The organism is Lentzea albida, from assembly GCF_900111005.1.
GTDB lineage: Bacteria > Actinomycetota > Actinomycetes > Mycobacteriales > Pseudonocardiaceae > Lentzea > Lentzea albida.
The window spans coordinates 373,155-395,634 of record NZ_FOFV01000005.1 but is presented as its reverse complement, the minus strand read 5'-3'; the positions used below and the strand labels follow the sequence as shown (position 1 = coordinate 395,634).

The 22,480-nt window shown below is 69.4% G+C and carries 23 protein-coding genes; 17 read left to right on the top strand and 6 right to left on the bottom strand.

All coding sequences use genetic code 11. The features are described from left to right. Positions 1 to 147 precede the first annotated feature (147 nt). From BMY74_RS16445 to BMY74_RS16430, 4 genes are all read left to right on the top strand, one after another. The gene (locus tag BMY74_RS16445; RefSeq protein ID WP_089916689.1) at positions 148 to 567 is read left to right on the top strand and encodes a nuclear transport factor 2 family protein; all 420 of its coding nucleotides are present in this window, start codon (positions 148 to 150) and stop codon (positions 565 to 567) included. Continuing rightward, entirely contained in the window at positions 564 to 1,181 is a 618-nt protein-coding gene (locus BMY74_RS16440) for a ScbR family autoregulator-binding transcription factor (protein WP_089916686.1), read from the top strand. The genes BMY74_RS16445 and BMY74_RS16440 overlap by 4 nt, the downstream gene beginning before the upstream one ends. A 93-nt stretch (positions 1,182 to 1,274) precedes the next feature. Next, a complete protein-coding gene (locus BMY74_RS16435) occupies positions 1,275 to 2,510 on the top strand; it encodes an ATP-grasp domain-containing protein (RefSeq protein WP_089916684.1) in 1,236 nt (411 codons plus the stop codon). A 73-nt stretch (positions 2,511 to 2,583) separates the two neighbouring features. After that, the gene (locus tag BMY74_RS16430; protein WP_177229772.1) at positions 2,584 to 3,846 is read left to right on the top strand and encodes a serine/threonine-protein kinase; all 1,263 of its coding nucleotides are present in this window, start codon (positions 2,584 to 2,586) and stop codon (positions 3,844 to 3,846) included. 10 nt (positions 3,847 to 3,856) lie between these two features. Here BMY74_RS16430 and BMY74_RS16425 read toward each other — a convergent pair whose 3' ends face one another. From BMY74_RS16425 to BMY74_RS16415, 3 genes are all read right to left on the bottom strand, one after another. After that, entirely contained in the window at positions 3,857 to 4,522 is a 666-nt protein-coding gene (locus tag BMY74_RS16425) for an HAD family hydrolase (RefSeq protein WP_089916679.1), read from the bottom strand. Between the two features lie 22 nt (positions 4,523 to 4,544). Next, the gene (locus tag BMY74_RS16420) at positions 4,545 to 5,843 is read right to left on the bottom strand and encodes a wax ester/triacylglycerol synthase family O-acyltransferase (RefSeq protein ID WP_089916677.1); all 1,299 of its coding nucleotides are present in this window, start codon (positions 5,841 to 5,843) and stop codon (positions 4,545 to 4,547) included. A gap of 61 nt (positions 5,844 to 5,904) precedes the next feature. Next, complete coding sequence (locus tag BMY74_RS16415; RefSeq protein WP_089916675.1) at positions 5,905 to 6,801, bottom strand: anti-sigma factor RsbA family regulatory protein; 897 nt, start codon at positions 6,799 to 6,801, stop codon at positions 5,905 to 5,907. 250 nt (positions 6,802 to 7,051) lie between these two features. Here BMY74_RS16415 and BMY74_RS16410 point away from each other — a divergent pair, with 250 nt between their 5' ends. After that, a complete protein-coding gene (locus BMY74_RS16410; RefSeq protein ID WP_245786159.1) occupies positions 7,052 to 7,783 on the top strand; it encodes an alpha/beta fold hydrolase in 732 nt (243 codons plus the stop codon). Between the two features lie 610 nt (positions 7,784 to 8,393). Here the strand turns inward: BMY74_RS16410 and BMY74_RS16405 are convergent. Next, the gene (locus BMY74_RS16405; RefSeq protein ID WP_089916670.1) at positions 8,394 to 8,933 is read right to left on the bottom strand and encodes an MOSC domain-containing protein; all 540 of its coding nucleotides are present in this window, start codon (positions 8,931 to 8,933) and stop codon (positions 8,394 to 8,396) included. Positions 8,934 to 9,197: 264 nt separating this feature from the next. Here BMY74_RS16405 and BMY74_RS16400 point away from each other — a divergent pair, with 264 nt between their 5' ends. The 9 genes from BMY74_RS16400 to BMY74_RS16360 all read left to right on the top strand — a co-directional run bounded on the left by BMY74_RS16400 (position 9,198) and on the right by BMY74_RS16360 (position 18,650). Then, positions 9,198 to 10,193 (top strand): LacI family DNA-binding transcriptional regulator, encoded by a 996-nt coding sequence (locus tag BMY74_RS16400; RefSeq protein WP_089916669.1) that lies wholly within the window; start codon positions 9,198 to 9,200, stop codon positions 10,191 to 10,193. A gap of 115 nt (positions 10,194 to 10,308) precedes the next feature. Further along, complete coding sequence (locus tag BMY74_RS16395; protein ID WP_089916667.1) at positions 10,309 to 11,952, top strand: ABC transporter substrate-binding protein; 1,644 nt, start codon at positions 10,309 to 10,311, stop codon at positions 11,950 to 11,952. Positions 11,953 to 11,965: 13 nt separating this feature from the next. Then, on the top strand, positions 11,966 to 12,877 hold the full coding sequence (locus BMY74_RS16390) for an ABC transporter ATP-binding protein (protein ID WP_245786158.1): 912 nt from the start codon (positions 11,966 to 11,968) through the stop codon (positions 12,875 to 12,877). Then, complete coding sequence (locus tag BMY74_RS16385; protein WP_089916663.1) at positions 12,874 to 13,854, top strand: ABC transporter permease; 981 nt, start codon at positions 12,874 to 12,876, stop codon at positions 13,852 to 13,854. The genes BMY74_RS16390 and BMY74_RS16385 overlap by 4 nt, the downstream gene beginning before the upstream one ends. A gap of 2 nt (positions 13,855 to 13,856) precedes the next feature. Continuing rightward, positions 13,857 to 14,675, top strand: a complete 819-nt coding sequence (locus BMY74_RS16380; RefSeq protein ID WP_245786157.1) for an ABC transporter permease — start codon at positions 13,857 to 13,859, stop codon at positions 14,673 to 14,675. Next, positions 14,672 to 15,628 carry an ABC transporter ATP-binding protein gene (locus BMY74_RS16375; protein WP_089916660.1) on the top strand — a complete coding sequence of 319 codons (957 nt, stop codon included), beginning with the start codon at positions 14,672 to 14,674 and terminating at the stop codon, positions 15,626 to 15,628. Before BMY74_RS16380 ends, BMY74_RS16375 begins: the two co-directional genes overlap by 4 nt. Then, on the top strand, positions 15,621 to 16,949 hold the full coding sequence (locus BMY74_RS16370; RefSeq protein ID WP_089916658.1) for a GH1 family beta-glucosidase: 1,329 nt from the start codon (positions 15,621 to 15,623) through the stop codon (positions 16,947 to 16,949). Before BMY74_RS16375 ends, BMY74_RS16370 begins: the two co-directional genes overlap by 8 nt. A gap of 235 nt (positions 16,950 to 17,184) precedes the next feature. Beyond that, positions 17,185 to 18,435, top strand: a complete 1,251-nt coding sequence (locus BMY74_RS16365) for a lysine N(6)-hydroxylase/L-ornithine N(5)-oxygenase family protein (protein WP_089916655.1) — start codon at positions 17,185 to 17,187, stop codon at positions 18,433 to 18,435. 20 nt (positions 18,436 to 18,455) lie between these two features. After that, positions 18,456 to 18,650: an MbtH family protein gene (locus BMY74_RS16360; protein ID WP_089916653.1), complete on the top strand. Its 195-nt coding sequence runs from the start codon at positions 18,456 to 18,458 to the stop codon at positions 18,648 to 18,650. A 68-nt stretch (positions 18,651 to 18,718) separates the two neighbouring features. Here BMY74_RS16360 and BMY74_RS16355 read toward each other — a convergent pair whose 3' ends face one another. Then, the gene (locus BMY74_RS16355; RefSeq protein ID WP_089916650.1) at positions 18,719 to 19,537 is read right to left on the bottom strand and encodes a DMT family protein; all 819 of its coding nucleotides are present in this window, start codon (positions 19,535 to 19,537) and stop codon (positions 18,719 to 18,721) included. Positions 19,538 to 19,602: 65 nt separating this feature from the next. On the opposite strand from BMY74_RS16355, the gene BMY74_RS16350 reads away from it, so the two are divergent. From BMY74_RS16350 to BMY74_RS16340, 3 genes are read left to right on the top strand one after another with little or no spacing between them, the layout of a single operon-like run. Continuing rightward, positions 19,603 to 19,971, top strand: coding sequence for a GntR family transcriptional regulator (locus BMY74_RS16350; protein WP_089916647.1), 369 nt, complete (start codon positions 19,603 to 19,605; stop codon positions 19,969 to 19,971). Further along, a complete protein-coding gene (locus BMY74_RS16345) occupies positions 19,971 to 20,846 on the top strand; it encodes an ATP-binding cassette domain-containing protein (RefSeq protein WP_089916644.1) in 876 nt (291 codons plus the stop codon). Before BMY74_RS16350 ends, BMY74_RS16345 begins: the two co-directional genes overlap by 1 nt. After that, on the top strand, positions 20,843 to 21,502 hold the full coding sequence (locus BMY74_RS16340; protein WP_089916641.1) for a hypothetical protein: 660 nt from the start codon (positions 20,843 to 20,845) through the stop codon (positions 21,500 to 21,502). Before BMY74_RS16345 ends, BMY74_RS16340 begins: the two co-directional genes overlap by 4 nt. Position 21,503: 1 nt before the next feature. Here BMY74_RS16340 and BMY74_RS16335 read toward each other — a convergent pair whose 3' ends face one another. Further along, the gene (locus BMY74_RS16335) at positions 21,504 to 22,475 is read right to left on the bottom strand and encodes a LacI family DNA-binding transcriptional regulator (RefSeq protein WP_245786156.1); all 972 of its coding nucleotides are present in this window, start codon (positions 22,473 to 22,475) and stop codon (positions 21,504 to 21,506) included. Positions 22,476 to 22,480: the final 5 nt, after the last annotated feature.

Genomic DNA, 22,480 nt, shown 5'->3' with positions numbered 1-22,480 from the left:
TGAAATTTCTTGTACCGCGGGAATCGTCTGATCGGATGTTTGGGGGAAACGGAGCTGGGCCAATGGGGTGTGCGTTCTCGCATTATGGGGCTCTGACTAGTGTGACAACACCGTGATCGTTGCGACAGCAATGACCAGGACGAGAAGGTGGATAAAGTGCTCTCGACGGTCGAAGTGGTGCAGGTGTTTCTTGCGCGGCTCGCGGCGCAGGACGCAGCGGGTATAGCGCGACTGTGCGCACCGACCGTGGAATGGGAGGCGCCCGACCCCAACGGCGTCTGCTGGACCACCGGCCTGCGCACCCGCAGGGAGGTCGAGTCCCAGTTCCTGACCCTGTTCGCCACGTTCTGCCTGGAACGGCTCTCGGCTCGCCAGGTGATCGTCGACGGAGGAGACGCGGCCGTGGTGTGTTCGGCGCGCTGGCGGGTTCTCGCCTCTGCTCTGCGGGTGGATGTGCGTTTCGTCGTGGTGCTCTCCGTTCACCTGGGGGAGATCGAGCAGTGCTGGCAGCTGCCGGACACACTGGCCACGGCCGTCGCCACAGGAGTCGCGCGGACCCAGGCATGAGCGTCAACCGTGAGAGATCGTCCCGTACCAGGGCCAAGTTGCTGCATGCCGCCGCGGAGGTGTTCGACCGCGAGGGTTTCGCCAGGTCCAGCCTCACCGCGGTGTGTTCGAGGGCCGACGTGTCGAAAGGCGCGTTGTATTGCCACTTCCGTTCCAAGGAGGCGCTCGGCGTCGCCATCATCGAGGAGCAGTCCCTGCTGTGGCACCGGTTGCGCGACGAGGTGCTCGCCGTCGAGCCGTCGCCGGTGCAGGCGTTGATCGCGATGTCGTTCGAGTTCGTCCGCAGGCTCGAGACCGACCTGACCGTGCGGGTGAGCGCGAAGCTCTTGCGGGAGGCCGTGTTCTTCGACGTCGCGGCCGCCGCGCAGGTGATCGGCTGGGTCACCGTCGTGCGGGACCTGCTGTCGCTCGCGCGCGAGCGCGGTGAGCTCAGGCCCGAGGTGAACGTGCGGCACGCGGCCGAGCAGGTCGTGGCGGAACTGCTCGGGCTGCAGTTCGTGGCGCAGGCGCTGACCGGGGGCACCGACCTCGGCGTCCGGCTGGGCCGGTTGTGGCGCGCCACCTCCGGCTGCCTCGTGACCGCCGCGGTCCGGGAGCGGCTGCGGTTCGAGTGACGGTCGTCTCGTCCCAATCGAGACAGGAATGCCTGCTCGCTCCGGCCCTGTTGTGTTCCTGCGTTCAGCGGAGTCGCGCAGGGGAGGGCAGCGGTGGCCGGTCGCAGCGTCGTGGTGGTGGATCCGTTCTCGGAAGGCCGGGGCATCGCCCCCGCGTTCGCGCGGCGAGGTGTCGGCGCGATCGCCGTCCTGACGGCGGGCAGGCCGTCCCCGTGGCTCGCGCCGACGTGGAACCCGGATGACCACCACGAGGTCCACGTGCTGCACGACCTCGACGAGCTCGCCGCGAAACTGGCCGTGCACGACCCGATCGCCGTCGTGGCGGGCGCCGAGTCCGGCGTGGAGGCCGCGGAGACGTTGTCCGAGCTCATCGCACCGGGCCGGTCGAACGTCCTGAGGCTGTCGTCCGCGCGCAGCGACAAGTGGCAGATGGGCGTGGCGTTGCGCGCCGCCGACGTGCCGCACCTGCGCCAGATCAGCTCGGACCGCGTCGACGAGGTGGCCGCCTGGCTGCGCCGCGAGGGCCTCGAGAACTCGCCCTTCGTGCTGAAGTCGCAGAACTGCGGCGGTGCGGGGGACGTGCTCGTCGCCGAACCGGGTGAAGACTGGCGCGCCAAGTTCCACCACGTCCTCGGCCGCGTTAACGAGAGGAACGTCCGCAACGACAAGGTGCTCGTGCAGGAACTCGCGGTGGGCACCGAGTACGAGGTCGACACCTACTCGATCGACGGCGACCACGGACTGGTCGCGGTCTGGCGCTACGCCAAGGAACGGCGCGGCGACCGGCTCGGCATCTACCTGTCGAACACGCTCGTCGAGTCCGGCGACCCCGTGGTCGGCGTGCTGTCCGACTACGTCCGCGAGGTGCTCGACGCGACCGGCGTCCGCAACGGACCGGCCCACGTGGCGGTCATGGTCACGCCCGCCGGGCCCCGGTTGATCGAGATCGGCGCGCGGCTCGCCGGCGCCGAACAGCAGCACCTGGCGCTGCTCGGCACGGGCGAGAACCAGATCACGCGGATGGTGCGCCACCGCGTGGACGGCGACTCGGCCCGCCGGTACTCGCGGCGCCAGCACGTGAAGTCGGTCTACGTGTCGTCGCCCGCGGCCGGCGAGCTCGGCAACTCGGTGCGTTTTGGTGAGCTCGCCTCACTTCTGCCGAGTTACCAGAGCGATGCGCTGGCGTATCGGGAAGGTTCCATGGTTCCGCGTACCGATGACCTGTGGACGTCGTTGGGTTCGGTAGTGCTGGCGACGACCGACGCCGACCAGCTGGAACGGGACGTGGCGGTGGTCCGGGAGATCGAAGCCGGGCTGATCGTCGTGTGAACGTCAGGTTCGACCGGGTAGCCGAGATTCCACGCGACCCGATAGCTTTGCCGGTGCGACGATGCGGAGGCCCATGAGCGAGCGCTGGGACGGTGACCTGACGGGAGCGGTGGTCGACGACCGCTACGTGCTCGGCTCGCTGCTCGGCTCAGGTGGGATGGCCGAGGTCTACCGCGCGTACGACCGTTCGACCACGTCCTCGGTCGCCGTCAAGGTGTTCACCGGCCCCGGCCTGCCCGACGACGAACTTCGCCTGCAGCGCGAGGCCACGATGCTGGTCTCCCTGGAATGTCCCGGCATCATCCCGGTGTACGCCTCAGGCACCGTGTCGCGCCGCCCGTACTTCGTGATGCGCGAGATCACCGGCGGCACGCTGCGCCAGCGCATGCGCGAACCGCTGCCGCCCCGGTTCGTCGCGCGGGTCGGCAGCCAGATCGCGGCCGTCCTGGACCACGTGCACGGCCTGGGCGTCGTGCACCGCGACATCAAGCCGTCCAACATCCTGCTCGACGACACCGAGAAGCAGGCCTACCTGGCGGACTTCGGCCTCGCCCTGGTGGCCGAGGTGACGCGGGTGACGACGTCCGGCGTGCTGGTCGGCACCGCCGGCTACCTGTCGCCGGAGCAGGTCCGCGGCGCCGAGGTGGGCCCCGCCGCCGACGTCTACTCGCTGGGTCTGGTGCTGCTGGAGTGCCTGACCGGGCGGACCGAGTACCCCGGCGGCGACGCCGAGGCCGCGCTCGCCCGGCTGGCGAGGTCGCCGAGAATCCCGGTCGACCTTCCGCCCGCGTGGGAGTCGCTGCTGGCGGCGATGACGGACATGGACCCCGCGCGCCGTCCGTCCGCCGCCCGCTGCGCGGAGTCGCTGCAGGTCGCCTTCGAGGCCAGCCGCGGGTTGCCGGCACTGCTGCCGGACGCGCCCGTCGCCCCGGACGTGGTCGTGCCCGAGCCCCGGTCGCGGCGTGGCAGGCGCGTGGCGATCGCGGCCGCCGCCGTCGCCGTCGGCGCGATGGCCGCCGTGGGGGTCGTGAACCTCTCCGGCGGCGAGGCCCCCGCCGCAGACCGGACGGTCGCGCCCGACGAGCAGACCCGTGTCGTGACGGTGACCCCGTCCACGGTGACGGTGGTGCAGACGCCGTCCGGTTCCTCGGAGGCGCCGGGGCTGCCCGGGGTGGCGGTGCCGGGGGCCGGGGCCGTGGTGTCGACGTCGACCTCTGTGGTGGTGGAGACCACGGTGGAACCGGCCGAGGAGACGACCCAAGCGAGCAAGGAGCGGAAGAAGGACCGCGGGAAGCCTTCCGAGCTGCCGACGCCGTCCCAGGTCCCCCTGCCGTAGGCCCAGACCGTCAGGCCTTCGGCTCCTCCACCACGGCGAAGGGCAGGTCCGACAGCTCCGCCCGCAGCGTGTCCAGGTCCGGGTACACCGCCGACGCCCCGCGGTCGATCAGCTCGTCCTCCCCGAACCCGCCGGTCAGCAGCCCGATCGACGGCAGTCCGGCGCGCTTCGCGGCCTCGCAGTCCCACACCGAGTCGCCGATCACGACCGCGCGCTCGCCGTTCACCTCGCGCAGCGCCACCTCGATCAGGTCCGGCGCCGGCTTGCTGTCGTCGACGTCGTCCGAGGTGGTCCACGCGACGTCGCCGGGGTCGAGCAGCTTCAGGTAGTGCTCGACGTGCTTGCTCTTGCCGGAGCTCGCGAGCACGACGGCGAGGCCGAGGTCGGTCGCGGCGCGGACGAGGCGGTGCGCGCCCTCCAGCGGCTGGATCTCGTGCAGCATCTCGTCGAAGTAGTTTTCCCACGCCGTGCGCAACTCGTCGCCGTGGTCCCGCTCGACCTTGTCGCCCGCCACGGCGGCCACCAACTTGTCGCCGCCCATCCCGATCGCGCGGTGCACGCGCCATCCGGGCACGGTGACGTCCACGCTGCGGAAGGCGCGCAGCCACGCCACCGTGTGGTGGTAGTTGGTGTCGACCAGGGTTCCGTCCACGTCGAGGACCACGGTGTTGCTCATGAGAACAGGTGTGCCCGCGCCCCTACCTCGGCAAACCCACCAGCTCGCGGGTCTTCTGCAGTGCCGCGAGCTCCCGGCGCAGCACGCCGTCGAGCCAGTGCGCGTCCGACATCCACGACTGGTTCGTGTTCAGGCAGACGTGCACCGAGGACCGGTAGACGGACAACGCGATGCCGACCGCGTGACCCGGCGCGACGGGCGCGACCGGGTACATCTCGCACAGCGACGCGCCGTCGAGGGCGAGCGGCACGGACGGCAGCGGCACCGACGTCACGAGCGTGTCGAACAGCAGTGGAGCGCAGCGGCCCATCACGGGCGCGGCCAGGCGGTGCACCAGTGGCGGCACCTTGTCGGCGAGCAACGGCAGTGCGCCCGCGCCCCGGTCGGGGCCCGCCGCCTTCGCGGACTCCATCTGCGCACGGACGATCCGCAGCCGTTCCGCCGGGTCCGCCTCTCCGACGGGCAGCGGGACGAGGAAGCCGGAGATCTGGTTGCCCGCGGCGCCGTCACCCGAGCGTGAGCGCTGGTTAACCGGGATGAGCGCGCGCACGACCGAGTCGGGGCCCGCGCTGCCGTGCGCGGAAAGCCAGTGGCGCAAGGCACCCGTGACGAGGGCGAGCAGCACGTCGTTCACCGTGCCGCCGTGCTCGCGCCGGATCCGGTGCACCTCGGCGAGATCCACGCGCGACATCACCACGCGGCGTGGCCGGGTGGACGCGGTGAGCACCGGCGAGTTCAACGTCGGCGGGCGCGTGTTCATCAGCACGCTCGACGCGATGTCGATCGTGTCCTTGATCCCGCGCAGCGACGGGAGGGACGGGATGATCGACCTGGTGATCGGCTCCGGAACGTCCGGAATGGACAGCCGGGACGGGTCGAAGAGCTGAATCCCCAGGCCGACGGCCTTCATGCCGTCGCACAACGAGTGGTGCAGCTTCGCGACGACTGCGAACCTCCCGCCCGCGAGCCCCGTGATCACGTGCAGCTCCCACGGCGGGCGCGCGAGGTCGAGCGGCTGCGCCATGAGGTGCGAGACCAGCGTGGCGAACCGGTCGCGACCGCGGACGTGGTGGGTGAAGACGTGGTCCTCGGGCGCGAAACCGGGGTCCTCCACCCAGCGCGCGCCGCCGAGCAACGACGTGCGGGCGCGTTGCCGCAGTCGCGGAATCTCTTGCGCCCGTTCGCAGAGGACGGCGGCGATGCGGGCCGGATGCACCGGAGTGGACGGTGCGAAGGTCGCGACCGCGCCGAGGTGCAGCGGGTTGCTGTCGCCCTCCATTGCGAGGAAAGCGATGTCGAGGGGGGAGAGGTCGTCTGTCATAGCTGTGCAAGGAAAACAGGTCCGCGTGTCGTGCGCATTGCGATGAGATGGCGGCGACTCCCTACCGCCCCAAGTACACTCGAACGGTGGTACCGCTGTGACTCGTGTGGGTGCGAACCAGGTCACACAACAGGTTCACCATCACGATCCCGAAGCCGGACAGGCCGGTGAACGAGGGCGGGAAACCGGTGCCCGTGTCGCTCACCTCGCACACCACGGCGTCGCCCTCGCGCCACATCCGCAGCACCCCGCGACCCGACGCGTGCAGGATGCTGTTCGTCGCGAGCTCGTTCACCGCCAGCACCAGGTCCTCGGCCTGTTCGTGGCGCAGCCCCTGCGCGTAGGCCGACACGAGCTTGCGCATGTGCGCGAGCGTGCCGACGGAGAACGGGTGCTCCTCTGCGCCGAGCGGAGGCGGCGGCAACGGCACGTTGTAGAGGTCGGTCAACGCCGACGGGTCGGTGTACCACTCACTGGCGACGCGCCGCTCGCCGTCGATCACCACGGGATGGGTGCGCCGCGCGTCCTGCAGCACGTGGCCGGGCAGCGCCGTCGCGTCGTACGGGCAGAGGATGACGCCCTCCCTGCCCTCGAACGCCGTGTTGATCAACACCTCGTGCTGGACGCACGCCGGGTACTCGAGCTCGGTGCGGCCGGGCCACATCGGCTCGCCGATCATGCGGAACCGCTGCTGCGTGCTGGCGCTGAAGGCCATCAGCACACCGGGGATGATCCGCCCGGGGTTGCGGCCGGCCTCGGTCATGTCGATGAAGTGCACCTGGTCGGCGAGGGGGCCCAGCCGTTCGCGCAACGGGGCGATGCTCGCCTCGGGCACCGCGACCAGCACCGGCTCGCCGTGGTCCACGCCGTCCGCGACGAATCTCGCCGTACCGGAGAGGAAGTCGGCCTCATCCCGGTAGAACAGGGCTTCGTGTGCGAACGGGGCAACGGAGTTCATCGGCTTCCCGGTGCGATAGGCGGTTGCGGCAATCCACCATTCTGCTCCCCGTAACGGTGTTACGGCGGGGGGCCAGACCGGTGGTTGCGATTGATGGCGGATGCGCGCCGGTCCCGCGCGTGCTCCGCAGGGCGGATCGTCGTACGACCGGTGGCGCGGGCGTCACGCGGTTCGTGGCCCGTTCATCGTGCGAGCCGGGAAAAGCCCAGGCAGACTCGCTGCTGTCGGGGCCTTGCGAGGAGGTGACGCCGTGCTCGCGCACACGCTGACCGGGCCGGACGACGCGCCGGTTCTGGTACTCGGCAACGCACTCGGCACGACCACCTCACTTTGGCGGGACTTCGCGCTCCCGTTCCGCCTGCTGCGCTTCGACCACCGCGGCCACGGCGACAGCGAGCCCGTCCCGGGCCCGTGCACGATCGAGGACCTCGCCGCCGACGTCGTGGAACTGTTGGACCACTTGGGATTGCGCCAGGTGTACTACTGCGGTGTGTCGCTCGGCGGCATGGTCGGCATGTGGCTGGCCGCGCACACCGACCGGATCTCGCGGCTGGCGCTGGTGTGCACCACCGCGTGGGTGCCGGACAAGGGGCGGCTGGAGTCGCGGCTTGCCCTGCTGCGCGCCGGCGGCATGCCGGCCGTGGTCGACTCCGTGGTGGCGCGGTGGTTCACGCCGGGGTGTTCGGCCGGGGTGGTGGAGCGGTTCCGGGACGGGCTGCTGGGGGTGGACCTGTCGTCGTACGTCTCGTGTCTGGAGGCGGTGCGGGACATGGATCTGCGGGCGGATCTGGTGAAGATCGACGTGCCCACCGTGGTGATCGCCGCTGCGCAGGATCATGCCACGCCTACTGAGTTGGTGCGGCGGATCGCTGATGAGTTGGTGGATTCCGAGTTGTACGTGGTGGGGGAGGCGGCGCATTTGGCCGTGGTGGAGGCGCCTCGGACCATTTCGGTGATCTTGGACGATCACTTCGGGGATTAGGGCTGGTCGCGTTTCTGGGGTCGGGTCGGCTTGTGTGGGCTCGTGCCGGTTTGGGCGGGGGTGGGTCGCGTTTTGTTGGTCGGGTCGCGGTGCGTGGCCTGCTTGCGCGGGTCTTGACGAGTTTGGGGTGCGATTGGGGCTTGACCTTGAGCCTCTGGCGGGGTGCTGTGACGGCCGGAAAAGGGCCGGGCTGAAAAGCGCCCGGCCGTGCCAGTGAGGTAGCACCCCGCCCCCTCAAGGTAAAGCCCCAATCGCCAGTGCAGGTGTGCAGCGGCTCCCATCGCGTGATGGTTCGGACGGCTCGCTGCGCATCGCCACGCCAGGCTGGATGCGTGGTCGGCTTTGTGCGTGCGGCTGTCCGGTTGGCACCGCGCGCCGAGCTTGCGTGCGTGGGGCTTGGGTGGGCGAGTGCGGTTGGCACCGCGCCGGGCCTGAGTGCGGGTCGCTTTGCGTTGGCGAGTGCGGTTGGTACCGCGCGCCAGGCTTGCGTGCGTGGTGGGCTCGGGTGGGCGGCCGCGGGTGGTACCGCGCGCCGGACCTGCGTGCGTGGGGGGACGCCGGTCCCAGCGGAGGCGCCCACCCATCTGCCGCGCCTGTCGCGGCCCCGGGGCTACACCTTCTCCAGCGGCCGGTGCGGTTCCGCCGGCAGCTCCACCCGGATCTCGTCACCCGGGCTGACCACGCCGCCCACCAGCACGATCGACATGATCCCCGCGCGCCGCACCAGCTCGCCGTCCGGGCCCTTGCCCACGACCTCCTTCAGGAGGCCCTTCGCGAAGCGGTCGATCTGCAGGCACGGATTGCGCAGGCCCGTCACCTCCACCACGGCCTCGGGGCCGAGGTGCAGGCGGGTGCCGGTGGGCAGGGCCAGCAGGTCGATGCCTCGGGTGGTGATGTTCTCGCCGATCTCACCCGGCGCGACGGAGAAGCCCTTGGCGTCGAGTTCGTCGAAGAGCTCCGCGTGGATCAGGTGGACCTGGCGCAGGTTCGGCTGGGTCGGGTCCTGGGCCACGCGGGACCTGTGCTTGACCGTGACGCCCTGGTGGACGTCGCCTTCCACGCCCAGGCCCGCGAGCAGCGTGATGCTCGGGCGGGTGGGCTTCGTGAACGTGTACTCCTCGTTGCGGCTCACCGCAGTGACAACCCCCATGCCTCCGATTGTGCACGATCGGTTGAGACGCAACGGTTGCTCCGAATGGAGCAGGGGATCTGGTAACCGCGAATCGATCAAGGAGTCTCATTTCGGGGCTCCAGGCGGTGCTCTACCTGCGGAGACGATCCGAGTTGTGGAAACGCTCTCACGAACTTCCGGCAAGAGTCTTGACTAAAGACGGGAGCGGGCTGTTGACTGCGTCACACCTCGTCGGAACCGGTTACGGAACCGGTTCCAGGAGGCGGCGGAAGGAAGTTCGGCATGCGTGTCACGATCGCAGAGGTCGCCCAACGCGCCCAGGTGTCCAAAGCGACCGTGTCACGCGTGCTGAACGGCAAGCCGGACGTGGACGCCTCCACGGCGCAGCGCGTTCGCAAGGTCATCGACGAGATCGGGTACGTGCCCAGTGCCCGCGCCGTCGGGCTCGCGCGGGGCCGGACCCGGACCGTCGCGATGCTGGCCCCTTCGCTCACGTGGCCGTGGATGGGCGAGGTGCTGCAAGGCATCGTCGACACCCTCGAGGCCGACGGGTACGGGTTGTTGCTCTACACGCTCAACCGCGGGCCCGAGTCGTTGAACCAGTTCGCGAACCACGTGTCCGCCAACGCCTTCGACGGCCTGCTGGTCGTCGAGCCGCCGGACGCGCTGCACTACATCTCCACGCTCTACCGGGCCGGGCTGCCGGTCGTCATGATCGACGACCGCGGTTCGCACCCGGAGTTCCCCTCGGTGACGACGACGAACCGGCAGGGAGGCGCGGATGTCGCCCGGCACCTCGTCGCGGCAGGCCGCCGCAGGTTCGCCGTCGTCACCGGGCCACCGCACTTCGGGTGCACTCAGGCGAGGCTGGACGGGTTCCGGCTCGCTTTGGCGGAAGCGGGCCTGACGCTGCACCCGGACCTCGTCGTCGACGGCGACTTCACCACGGAAGGTGGTGAAGTCGCCGTGGACAAGCTCGTGGCGAGTGGAATTCCCTTCGACGCCGTGTTCGCGCAGAACGACCTCTCGGCGGTCGGGGTGCTGCGGGCGCTGCGGGAATCCGGCAGGACCGTCCCCGGTGACGTGTCCGTGGTCGGTTTCGACGACGTCCCGGTCGCGGGACACACCGAACCCCGGCTGACGACGATCCGCCAGCCGCTGCAGGAGATGGGTGCCGCCGCCGCGCGGATGCTGCTCTCCACGCTCGAGGGACAGCCGATGCCCGACCACCCGCTGGTGCTGCCGACCTCGTTGATCGTGCGCGAATCCGCGCCCTAGACCCACCCTGCTCCACCACAACTGAAACGAACACGCCAGGCCACCGCATGCGGTCTGGCGAGTTCGCCGTACGCATGAGAGAGCGCTCTCATGCTCCGTATCGGGAGATTCCCCCATGCGCAGAACGATCATCGTCGCGTTGGCACTGGCGCTCGCGGCGACGGGTTGCTCCTCCGGTGGTGCTTCGAAGGCCTCCGGTGTGTTGACCGTGGGCATGCCCAACGGGCCGCTGACCGAGAACCACAACCCGTTCCTGCCCACGTCGGCGGCGGGGTCGCTGGGCTACCGCTACCAGATCTACGAGCCGCTGGCGTTCGTGAACAACACGCGCCCGGCCCAGGACCCGGTGCCGTGGCTCGCGACGAAGTGGGACTGGACGCCCGACTACAAGAAGGTCACCTTCACGATCCGGGAGAACGTGAAGTGGTCCGACGGCAAGCCGCTCACGGCTGCCGACGTCGCCTTCTCGTACGAGATCCTGAAGAAGTGGCCGGCGCTCAACAACCGCGACTCGCTCAAGGTCGAGACCGCGACGGCGACGCCGGACGGCAAGGTCGAGGTCACGTTCGCGAGCCCGCAGTTCGTGAACCGCAACAAGGTCATCAGCGCGATGGTGATCCCGCAGCACATCTGGAGCACCGTCCAGGACCCGACGACCTACACGAACCCGAAGCCCGTCGGCACCGGGCCGTACGAGCTGAAGTCGTTCACCTCGCAGACGGTCACGATCGCGCGGCGTGCCGAGTACTGGCAGGAGCTGCCCAAGGTCCCGGAGATCCAGTACACCTCGTACAACGACAACACGGCGCAGACGACGGCGCTGGCGTCGGGTGCGAGCCAGTGGTCGTACGTCTTCATCCCGGACTACCAGAAGCTCTACGTCGACAAGGACCCGGCGAACCACAAGCTCTGGTTCCCGGCCGGTCTCGGCATCCACGGCCTGTGGCTGAACACGACGATCGCGCCGTTCGACAACCCCGCGCTGCGCTCGGCGATGAGCGACGTGATCGACCGCGAGGCGATCTTCGTCAAGGGTGAGGCCAAGCTCTTCCCGAAGCTCGAGTCGAAGACCGGCATGCCGTTGCCCGCCGGTGACTCGTTCCTCGCGCCGGAGTACAAGGACGCGAAGTTCAAGATCGACGTCGAGGGCGCCAAGGCCAAGCTCACGGCCGCCGGCTTCAAGTACGCGGGCGACGTGCTCCAGGCCCCGGACGGCAAGCCCGTCACGATCGAGCTCACGAACCCGTCCGGCTGGTCGGACTACCTGACGGTGCTCGACATCATCAAGGGCGACCTGAAGAAGATCGGCATCGAGGCGACCGTGCGCACGCAGACCGCGGACGCGTGGACGACCGACTTCGCCAACGGCGCGTTCCAGGGTTCGCTGCGCTGGACCAACACCGGCGCGACGCCGTACGAGATGTACCAGAACATCATGGACGGCGCGGAGATCAAGCCGATCGGGCAGACCGCGGCGGTCAACTTCGGGCGTTACAACAGTCCCGAGGCGACCGCGGCGCTGGCCGAGTACGCGAACGCCACCGACGACGCGGGCCGCGCCAAGAGCCTCGCGGTGCTGCAGAAGATCATGGTCGAGCAGGTGCCGATGATCCCGACCTCCGCCGGTCCGATCGGTGCGGAGTACAGCACGAAGAGCTGGGTCGGCTGGCCGTCCGAGGAGGACCCGTACGGTCCGCCGCAGGCGACGCTGCCCAACGCACTGCAGATCGTCATGAAGCTGAAGCCCGCGGGGTCGTAGAACCATGAACACAGTGCCTGATTTCGAGGCAGCGCTTGAAGCGAAGGGTCTGGTCAAGACCTACAAGCGCGTGCGCGCGGTGCAGGACGTCTCCATCGTCCTGCGCCGCGGGCGCGTGACCGCCCTCGTCGGCGAATCCGGATCAGGCAAGTCGACGGTGGCGAAGCTGCTCGCGCGGCTCGTGGAACCCACCTCCGGCGAGATCCTGCTGGACGGCGAGAAGGTGCGGAGGGTCCGGGAGTACCGGCGCAAGGTCCAGATGGTGTTCCAGGACCCCTTCGCATCGCTCAACCCGGTCCACACGATCCGCTACCACCTGACCCGGCCGCTCAAGATCCACAAGCGGTCGGAGACGGTGGAGGAACTGCTCGAGAGGGTGAACCTGCCCGCGGACTTCGCCGGCAGGTACCCGCACGAGCTCTCGGGCGGTCAGCGGCAGCGCGTCGCGATCGCCCGCGCGCTCGCCGCGCACCCCGAGGTGCTGCTCGCCGACGAGCCGGTGTCCATGTTGGACGTCTCGATCCGGCTCGGCGTGCTGAACCTGTTGCTGGACCTCAAGGAACGGCTCAAGCTCGCCGTCCTCTACATCACGCACGACATCGCGTCGGCGCGCTACTTCGCGGACGAGACGTTCGTGATGTACGGCGGGCAGATCGTCGAGGGCGGTGACAGCGAGACCGTGACGCAGCGGCCCGCGCACCCGTACACGCAGCTGCTGATCGAGTCGGCGCCCGACCCCGAACGGTCGGTGATGGCGCTGGACGCACCACCGGAGGAGGTCACGCAGGTCTCGACCGGCTGCCAGTTCGCGCCGCGCTGCCCGAAGGTGCAGTCCCGCTGCTGGACCGAGGCGCCCCCGCGCACCGACGTCGACTCCTACGGGCACTGGGCGGCGTGCTGGCTGTACGTGGAGGCGGCGGCATGACGTTCCTGCTCCGCCGTGCCGTGTTCTACCTCGTCACCCTCTGGGCGGCGATCACGGCCAACTTCCTGCTGCCGCGCCTGCTCCCCGGTGACCCCGTGCAGGCCATGATCACCAAGCTCGGTGGCCGGCTCAACAGCGACGCGATGGCGTCGCTCTACATCCTGTTCGGCCTCGACGACAACAAGTCGATCTGGCAGCAGTACGTCGACTACTGGGGCTCGCTGCTCCAAGGCGACCTCGGGCTGTCCTTCACGTTCTTCCCGACTCCGGTCGCGGACGTGCTCAGCCAGTCGCTGCCGTGGACGCTCGGGCTGGTCGGCGTCACCACGGTCATCGCGTTCGTCCTCGGCACGTTGCTGGGGGTGTACGCGGGCTGGAAACGCGGGTCGTGGATGGACAACCTCATCCCGATGACGACGTTCCTGTCGTCGATCCCGTACTTCTGGCTCGGCCTGATCGCGATCTCGCTGTTCTCCGTGACCTGGCCGTTGTTCCCGGCGTCCGGCGGCTACGCGCCGGGGCTCGTGCCCGAGTTCTCCGGCGAGTTCATCGGCAGCGTCCTGGAGCACGCCGTGCTGCCCGGCATCACGATCGTCATCAGCTCGGTCGCCGGCTGGATCCTCGGCATGCGCAACATGATGGTGACCGTGACGGCCGAGGACTACGTGCTCGTCGCGCGGGCCAAGGGGCTCACGCAGAAGCGGATCATGTTCGCCTACGCCGCGCGCAACGCCGTGCTGCCGTCGATCTCCGGTTTCGCGCTGTCGCTGGGCTTCATCGTCGGCGGCGCCCTGCTGGTCGAGATGGTGTTCTCCTACCCGGGCCTCGGTTACGTGCTGTTCCAGGGCATCGGCGCGAAGGACTACCCGTTGATGCAGGGCGTGTTCCTGGTGATCACACTGGCGGTGCTGGTGGCGAACCTGCTCGCGGACATCGGCTACCTGCTGCTGGACCCGCGCACCCGGCGGGAGGGCTGACGGTGAACTTCAAGACCAAACTGGGCCTGGGCATCCTGGCCTTCTTCACGCTGATCGCGGTCATCGGCTCGTGGATCGCGCCGTACGACCCGTCCGCGATGAGCGACGACCTGCTGTCGCCGCCGTCGGGCTCGCACTGGTTCGGCACGACCATGACCGGGCAGGACATCTTCTCCCAGGTGCTCGTGGGCACCAGGGGAGTGATGGTCGTCGGGCTGGTGTGCGGTGTGCTCGCGACGCTGCTGTCGATCCTCGTCGGCGTCACCTCGGGGTTCCTCGGCGGCGCGGCCGACGAGGCGTTGTCCATGCTGGCCAACGTGTTCCTGGTGATCCCGGCGTTGCCGCTGATCATCATCGTGGCCTCGATGCTGCCGTCCGCCGACACCGTGCTGATCGCCGCGGTGATCTCGCTGACCGCGTGGGCGTGGGGAGCCCGTGTGCTCCGCGCCCAGACGATGTCGTTGCGCCGCAGGGACTTCGTGGAGGCCGCGCGGGCGTCCGGTGAGTCGACCTGGCGCATCATCGTGTTCGAGGTGCTGCCGAACCTGATGGCGGTGATCGCGTCCGGCTTCGTCGGCACGGTGATCTTCGCGGTCATGCTCCAGATCACGCTGTCGTTCGTCGGCGTCATCTCGCTCTCGACCTGGAACTGGGGCACGATCCTGTTCTGGGCGCAGAGCAACCAGGCGCTCGGCCTGGGCGCGTGGTGGTGGTTCGTCCCCGCTGGCCTGTGCATCGCGTTGCTGGGCACGGCGCTGGCGCTGATCAACTTCGGGATCGACGAGTACGCGAATCCCCGGCTGCGGAAGGTGCGCGCATGAGCCCGGTGCTGGAGATCCGCGATCTCTCGGTCGACTACGGCAAGCTCCGCGCCGTGCACAACGTCTCGCTGACGCTGAACAAGGGCGAGGTGCTCGGCCTCGCGGGGGAGAGCGGCAGCGGCAAGTCCACTTTGGCCTATGCGGCGACGCGCCTGCTGCAACCGCCGGGACACGTGCCGTCGGGCGAGGTTTTCTTCAAGGGCAAGGACCTGCTGTCGCTCAGCGACAAGGAACTCCAGGTCCTGCGGTGGAGCGAGATCTCCATCGTGTTCCAGGGCGCGATGAACGCCCTGAACCCGGTGATCTCGGTCGCCACGCAGCTCGACGACGTCCTGCGCACCCACCGGCCGCAGATGAAGCGGCCGGAGCGCACGGCCCGTGCCCGCGAGCTGCTCGGGCTGGTGGGCATCCCGGCCGACCGGCTGGGGGCGTACCCGCACCAGCTCTCCGGCGGCATGCGGCAACGCGTGATGATCGCGATGGCGCTCGCGCTGGAACCCGAGATCGTCATCATGGACGAGCCGACGACCGCGCTCGACGTGGTGGTGCAGCGGCAGATCCTCGGCCAGATGATGAGGCTGCGCGAGACCCTGGGGTTCTCGGTCATCTTCATCACCCACGACATCTCGCTGCTGGTGGAGTTCTCCGACCGCATCGCGATCATGTACGGCGGGCGCGTGGTCGAGGAGGCGCCGGCGGGCGAGATCTACCGGGCGGCGAAGCACCCGTACAGCAAGGGGTTGCTGGGGTCGTTCCCGGCGCTGCGCGGTCCCCGCCGTGAGCTGAAGGGCATCCCGGGCTCACCGCCGGACCTGCGCTCGATGCCGTCCGGCTGCCCGTTCCACCCGCGGTGCCCGTCGGCGATGGACGTGTGCGGCGAGCGGGTGCCGTCGCTCGAGAACGTCGAGGAGACCCGGCGCGTCGCGTGCTGGCTGGAGGGTGTGCATGTCTGACGTGACCGCGGGGCTGCCCGCCGACTTCTTCTGGGGCGTCGCGACTTCGGCGTACCAGATCGAGGGCGCGTGGGACGAGGACGGCCGAACCCTGTCCATTTGGGACACCTTCTCCCGCCGTCCCGGCGCCGTCGTGAACGGCGAGACCGGCGACGTGGCCTGCGACCACTACCACCGCATGCCGTCCGACGTGGCGTTGATCGCCGGTCTGGGCGTCGACAAGTACCGGTTCTCCGTGTCGTGGCCGCGCATCCAGCCCGGCGGCCGCGGCCCGGTGAACCGCAAGGGCGTCGACTTCTACTCCCGGCTCGTCGACGAGTTGCTGGACAAGGGCGTCGACCCGTGGCTCACGCTCTACCACTGGGACCTGCCGCAGGAGCTGGAGGACGCGGGCGGCTGGCCCCACCGCGACACCGCGTACCGGTTCGCCGAGTTCGCGGGCCTGGTGCACGACGCGCTGGGCGACCGCGTGCCGACGTGGACGACGCTGAACGAGCCGTGGTGCTCGGCGGTGCTCGGCTACGACACCGGCAGGCACGCGCCGGGCCGCACGAACTTCGCCGAGTCCATGCGTGCCACGCACCACCTCCTGCTCGCACACGGGCTGGCGGCGCAGGAGCTCCGTTCGCGCAACGTGGCGTCGCTCGGCATCACGCTGAACATGGGCACGCACAGCGCGGCGTCCGACGACCCGCGTGACGTGGACGCGGCCCGCCGCGCCGACGGGTTCGGCACCCGGATCTACCTGGATCCGCTGGTGCACGGGCGTTATCCGGAGGACGTGCTGGCCGACGTCGCCGCGCGAGGTGCCGAACTGCCGGTGCGTCCGGGCGACCTGGAGGTCATCTCGACGCCGCTGGACGTGTTCGGCGTGAACTACTACACCTCGCACGTGCGCAGGGCGACCGACGACCCGCACGTGTCCGAGGTGGTGCCGCAGGGCCGCCCGGTCACCGCGATGGGCTGGGAGATCGTGCCGGAGGGCTTCACGTCGTTGCTGGTGCGCCTGCACGAGGACTACGGCGTGCCGATGGTGATCACCGAGAACGGCGCGGCCTTCGACGACCTGGACGTGGTGGACGGCCACGTCGCCGACGCCGACCGCGTGGACTACCTGAGGTCGCACATCGCCGCCGTGGCCGCCGCGGTGCGGGCCGGCGCGGACGTGCGCGGCTACCTGGCCTGGTCGTTGATGGACAACTTCGAGTGGGGCTACGGGTACGGCAAGCGGTTCGGCATCGTGCACGTCGACTACGAGACCCAGGAGCGGACGCTCAAGCAGAGCGCGCGGTGGTTCCGGGATTTGATCACCCGCCACTGACCCCTGAATTCCGGCCCGGCCGTCGTGGAATCTCCGCGCCCCCACGACGGCCGGGCCGGTTCCATTTCCGCCTCTTCGCGCCTGTTCACGGCTTGAATCCGAGTCGAGCGGCGCTCGCGTACGACCGTTCTCGCGCTCCAGCGACGTGGATCACGTCCGAATGTACTAGCTAAGGCATGCCTTAGTTAAGTTAGGGTTACTTTACGCCAGCGTGGAGTGCCAGGAGAGGATCGCGATGGAACCGGTGTTAGACCTGGCCGGAGTGGGGTTCGGCCCGTCCAACCTCGCTCTCGCGATCGCCGTGGAGGAACACGAACTCCCCGTCAGAGCCCGCTTCTTCGAGAAGCAGCCGCGGTTCGGCTGGCACCGGGGGATGCTGCTCGAGGACGCGACGATGCAGGTCTCGTTCCTCAAGGATCTCGTCACCCTGCGCAACCCCACCAGCGCCTTCAGCTTCCTCTGCTACCTGCGCGACCGCGGGCGGCTGATCGACTTCGTCAACCACAAGAACCTCTTCCCGCTGCGCAAGGAGTTCCACGACTACTTCGAGTGGGCCGCGGAACGGGTCGAGCACCACGTCTCGTACGGCGCGGAGGTCTCCGAGGTCCGCGCGACCGGCGACGGGTTCGAGTTCACCGCGGGGAACCAGCAGGTCAGGACGCGCAACCTGGTGCTGGCGACCGGTCTCGAGGCCAACCTGCCGGACGGCATCGAGCCGGGCGAGCGGATCTGGCACAACAAGGACCTGCTCACGCGCGTCGACACACTGGAGGACCCGCGCCAGGTCGTCGTGGTCGGCGCCGGGCAGAGCGCGGCCGAGGCCGTGGCGTTCTTCCACGACCGGTTCCCGCGGGCCGAGGTGCACGGCGTGTTCGCGCGGTACGGCTACAGCCCCGCCGACGACAGCTCGTTCGCGAACCGGATCTTCGACCCCGCCGCGGTGGACGACTTCTACGCCGCGCCCGAGGACGTCAAGGCCAGGCTCATGGGCTACCACGCCAACACGAACTACGGCGTGGTCGACGGCGACCTCATCGAGGAGCTGTACCGGCGGGTGTACCGGGAGAAGGTCGTCGGCAGGCAGAGGTTGTTGCTGCACAACACCTCCAGGCTCACCGACGTGACCTCCGACGGCAAGTGCGTCGTCGAGTCGCTCGCCGACGGCGGGCAGTTGCCGATCGACGCCGACGTGATCGTCTACGCCACCGGCTACCGGCCGGCGAACCCCGCCGGGTTGCTCGGCGACCTCGGCCGCCACCTCGAACGCGACGAGCGCGGCCGGCTGAAGGTGACGCGCGACTACCGCCTCGTCACGGACGACACCGTACGCGGCGGCATCTACCTGCAGGGCGGCACCGAACACACGCACGGCATCACGTCGTCGCTGCTCTCCAACACCGCCGTGCGCGTCGGCGAGATCCTCGACTCCGTCCTGCGCGGGGTCGCGCAGCAGCAGGCGGAACCGAAGCTCCAGGCAGTCAAGTAGTTCCACGAGGAAGGACCGTCATGACCAACCCGTTCGAGGACCCGCAGGGCCGTTTCTTCGTGCTGGTCAACGAAGAAGAGCAGCACTCGCTGTGGCCGGTGTTCGCGGAGGTGCCCGCCGGGTGGACCAAGGTGTTCGGCGAGGAGAGCCGCGAGGCGTGCCTGGCCTACGTCGAGGAGAACTGGACGGACCTGCGTCCGGCCTCCATCCGGTGAGGTAGCCGGCGGAAGAGCGTCCTCCTACTTTGGTGGCACGCGAGCGCATTTCTCGCGTGCCACCAAGGTCATGCCTCGACCTTCACGCGGTGGTAGTAGGCCAGCACGACGGTGCCGGACACCGCGGCCACCGCGCTCACCACCAGCCCGGCCTGCGCCACCGCGCTCATGCCCGTGCCCTCGCCGAGCAGCTTGATGCCGATCCACGCCGCCACGATCGGGTTCACGACGGTCTGACCGGCCACGACGAGGTCGGGTGGCCCGGCGGCGTAGCCGAGCTGGATGAACCACGCGCCGGTGAGGAACGCGACGACGAGCCCGCCGAGCGAGACCCACTCGAGTGCCGGCAGCGACGTCGTGACGTCTCTGACCAGCACGGCGACCAGCCCGTACGCGATGCCGGCGCCCACGGACAGCGCCAGCGCCCTGATGGCCCCCGCGGTGAACGTCGCCGCGACGACGCACACCAGCACGCCCGCGACCACGAGTTGACCGGCCTGCAACGCGACCTTCGGCGTCACCTCGGTGGGAATCGCCTCGCCCGCCGTGATGGTCACGAACACCACGATCCCGACCGTGGCCACCAGCACCGCGGCGGCGAGCATCCCGCTCAGCCTGCGGGCGCGGACCACCGCGATGATCGGGATGGCCAGCGCGTTCAGCGGCGCGACCACCGAGACCGGGGCCAGCGACAGCGCGACGACCTGCAGGACCGCGCACGCGAAGAGCACCAGGAACCCGTGGACCCACCGGCGTGAACGCACGAGTTGCAACGCCGACGTCAGCTTCAGGTCGGTCGTCTCCCGCACACCGGCGTGCTGCCACATCGCGCCGAGTGCGCTGCACACCGCCGCGAGAACCGCGCACAGGATCGCGACCCCGACCACGTGGCCAAGCGTACCCCGCCACTGCTATGGTTCATTACATGAGTAACGAACCGAGGAACTAGGTCATGTTCGACGACCGGAGCCCGATCTACCGGCAGATCGCCGACCGGATCAAGGCGGACGTGCTCAGCGGGGCGTTGAAGGCGGACGAGCAGGTCATGTCGACCAACCAGTACGCCGCCTACTACCGGATCAACCCGGCGACGGCCGCGAAGGCGTTCCAGCAGCTCGTGGACGAGCAGGTGCTCTACAAGAAGAGGGGGATCGGGATGTTCGTGAGCACGCGGGCTCGCGACATGCTGCGGGCACAGGGGCGGGAGACCTTCTTCGGCGAGGTCGTGGACCCGATGGTCGCGGAGGCGCGGGCGATCGGCATCCCGCTCGCCGAGGTCATCCGCCGGATCGAGCAGCACGAGAACAACGGGGGCGTGTGATGCGAGTAGAGGTGCAGGGCTTAACGGTCCGCTACGGCGACGTGACCGCCATCGACGACATGAGCTTCACGTTGTCCGGCAACAAGATCTACGGGCTGCTGGGGCGCAACGGCGCCGGCAAGACCAGCCTGATGTCGGCGCTCGCGGGGTACCGCAAGCCTTCAGGAACCGTTCAGCTCGACGGCGTGCCCGTCTTCGAGAACGCCGCCGCGATGCGCCGGGTGTGCCTGGTCCGGCACTCCGCCGACGCCGCGGACAAGGGCGACAAGGTCTCGCACGTGCTGGAGTACGGCGCCGCCTGGCGCGACACGTGGGACAACGACTACGCGCTGGAGCTCACCGAGCTGTTCAAGATCGGGCTCAGGACCAAGGTCGGCGAGCTCTCGCTGGGGCAGCGGTCCGCGCTCGGCGTCGTGATCGGGCTCGCCAGCCGCTCGCCGCTCACCATGCTCGACGAGTCGCACCTCGGCATGGACACGCCGACGCGGTACGCGTTCTACGACACGCTGCTGCACGACTTCATGGCGCACCCGCGCACGATCATGATCTCGACGCACCTCATCGAGGAGCTCTCCTCGCTGCTGGAGGAGGTCGTGATCGTCGACGCCGGCCGGCTGGTGCTGCAGGAGGAGGCCGACGTGCTGCGCTCGCGCGGCACCGAGGTCACCGGGAACGCCTCCGACGTCGACGAGTTCACCGCCGGGATGACGGTGCTCGGCGAGAAGTCGCTGGGACGCACCAAGGCCGCGATGGTCTACGGGGCGCTGGAGGACGACCAGCTGATCCGGGCGCGCGGGCTCGGCCTGGAGCTCGGGCCGATCGCGTTGCAGGACCTGTTCGTGCACCTCACCGATCCGGTCGGAGGCAAGCGGTGAAGATCTTCCGTCGCCTGACGGCGGCGCTCGGCCTGTTCAGCGCGATGGTCGCGGGCGGCGCGTTCGTGTTCGTCGTGGCGCTCACGTTCGTCGTGTCGATCTTCCGCGACGTCGAGATCAGCGCGTGGAACGTCGTCGCGTCCCAGGTCGGGCCCTGGTTCCTGCTGTTCATCGGCGTCTACGCGATCCACAACATGATGCCGGTCGCCGTGGCGCACGGGCGTACGCGCCGTGAGTTCCTCCTTGCGGCATCGGCGTTCTCCGTCGTGCTGGCGGTCGTGATGACGGCGACCGAATGGCTCGGCTTCCTCGTCGAGGGCGGGATCTACTCGCTCATGGACTGGCGTGCGGACGAGCACGGCGCCCAGCTCTCGTACTTCCTGATGTACCTGGTGTGGATCGCGGTCGGGATGCTCTGCGCCGCCGCGTTCGACAGGTACGGCGGGGGCGGGCTCTTCGTCCTGCCCGTGGCGCTGGCGCTCGTGGTCGTGACGCGGCTGCGGATGCCGGGGTCGGGCAACCTGCCGTTCGTCGACGACACCCCCGACCTGTTCGGCTCGGCGCTGCCCGCGGTCCTCGTGCTGTCGTTCGTGGTGGCGCTGGCCGGCACGTGGGTGATCGCGCGCGACATGCCGATCCGGCAGCGGACGAGCTGACTCAGCCGCTGTCCCGCACCACCAGCGTCGGCTCGAAGACCACCGAGGTGGCGGGGGAGCGCGGCTCGGCGATCTGGCGCAGCAGCTGCCGCGCCATCTCCGCGGCCATGTCGGTGATCGGCTGCCGGACCGTGGTGAGCTCGGGTTCGGACGTCAGCGCGGCGCTGCTGTCGTCGAACCCGACGACCGCCACGTCGTCCGGCACCTTGCGACCGTTGCGGTGCAGCACGGGGATGGCGCCGTTCGCCATCAGGTCCGAGGCGATGAACACTCCGTCGACGTCCGGGCAGCAGCGCAGGAGCTTCTGCATCGCGGTGATCCCGGACTGCCGGGTGAAGTCCCCGTGCACGACCACGGCGTCCGGCACCTCGGCGAGGAACCCGGCGAGCCGGTCCTGGCCCGCCGGGGTGTCCTGGGGTCCGGTGATCGTCGCGATCCTGCTGCACCGCAACGACTTCAGGCGACGCCCGGCCATCGCGGCCCCCGCGGTCTGGTTCACGTCGACGTAGGTGATCGGCATCGGCTTGAGCGGGCGGCCGGCGAGCACGACCGGCAGCCCGGCCGCGATCAGCTCGCCCGGCACCGGGTCCGCCGGGTCGGTGTGCACGAGGATCACGCCGTCGAGCCGCCCGCACCGCAGGTCGCTCATCGCCTGCGCACGCGTGCCGGGGCCGGTCATCATCAGCACCAGGTGGATGCCGAGCGGTCGCACGACCCTCGTCACGCCGCTGACGACGCTCGCGAGGTGCGGGTCGCCGTCCATGCGGCGTTCGTCGGGCAGCAGCAGGCCGATCGCGGCCGCCCGGCGCGTCACGAGCGACCGCGCGGCGATGTTCGGCAGGTACCCCGTGCTGGAGATGGCCTTCTGCACGGCGTGGCGCAGCGACTCGTCGACGCTGGAAGCGCCGTTGACGACTCTCGACGCCGTCGCGCGCGACACCCCGGCCACCCGAGCCACCTCCTCCAGCGTCACGCGCT

Bases quoted from the DNA above. Each gene is read 5' to 3' on its own strand.
- BMY74_RS16440 (WP_089916686.1), top strand. From the start codon at position 564: ATGAGCGTCAACCGTGAGAGATCGTCCCGTACCAGGGCCAAGTTGCTG.
- BMY74_RS16430 (WP_177229772.1), top strand. From the start codon at position 2,584: ATGAGCGAGCGCTGGGACGGTGACCTGACGGGAGCGGTGGTCGACGAC.
- BMY74_RS16425 (WP_089916679.1), bottom strand. From the start codon at position 4,522: ATGAGCAACACCGTGGTCCTCGACGTGGACGGAACCCTGGTCGACACC.
- BMY74_RS16420 (WP_089916677.1), bottom strand. From the start codon at position 5,843: ATGACAGACGACCTCTCCCCCCTCGACATCGCTTTCCTCGCAATGGAG.
- BMY74_RS16415 (WP_089916675.1), bottom strand. From the start codon at position 6,801: ATGAACTCCGTTGCCCCGTTCGCACACGAAGCCCTGTTCTACCGGGAT.
- BMY74_RS16405 (WP_089916670.1), bottom strand. From the start codon at position 8,933: ATGGGGGTTGTCACTGCGGTGAGCCGCAACGAGGAGTACACGTTCACG.
- BMY74_RS16400 (WP_089916669.1), top strand. From the start codon at position 9,198: ATGCGTGTCACGATCGCAGAGGTCGCCCAACGCGCCCAGGTGTCCAAA.
- BMY74_RS16395 (WP_089916667.1), top strand. From the start codon at position 10,309: ATGCGCAGAACGATCATCGTCGCGTTGGCACTGGCGCTCGCGGCGACG.
- BMY74_RS16385 (WP_089916663.1), top strand. From the start codon at position 12,874: ATGACGTTCCTGCTCCGCCGTGCCGTGTTCTACCTCGTCACCCTCTGG.
- BMY74_RS16375 (WP_089916660.1), top strand. From the start codon at position 14,672: ATGAGCCCGGTGCTGGAGATCCGCGATCTCTCGGTCGACTACGGCAAG.
- BMY74_RS16370 (WP_089916658.1), top strand. From the start codon at position 15,621: ATGTCTGACGTGACCGCGGGGCTGCCCGCCGACTTCTTCTGGGGCGTC.
- BMY74_RS16365 (WP_089916655.1), top strand. From the start codon at position 17,185: ATGGAACCGGTGTTAGACCTGGCCGGAGTGGGGTTCGGCCCGTCCAAC.
- BMY74_RS16360 (WP_089916653.1), top strand. From the start codon at position 18,456: ATGACCAACCCGTTCGAGGACCCGCAGGGCCGTTTCTTCGTGCTGGTC.
- BMY74_RS16350 (WP_089916647.1), top strand. From the start codon at position 19,603: ATGTTCGACGACCGGAGCCCGATCTACCGGCAGATCGCCGACCGGATC.
- BMY74_RS16345 (WP_089916644.1), top strand. From the start codon at position 19,971: ATGCGAGTAGAGGTGCAGGGCTTAACGGTCCGCTACGGCGACGTGACC.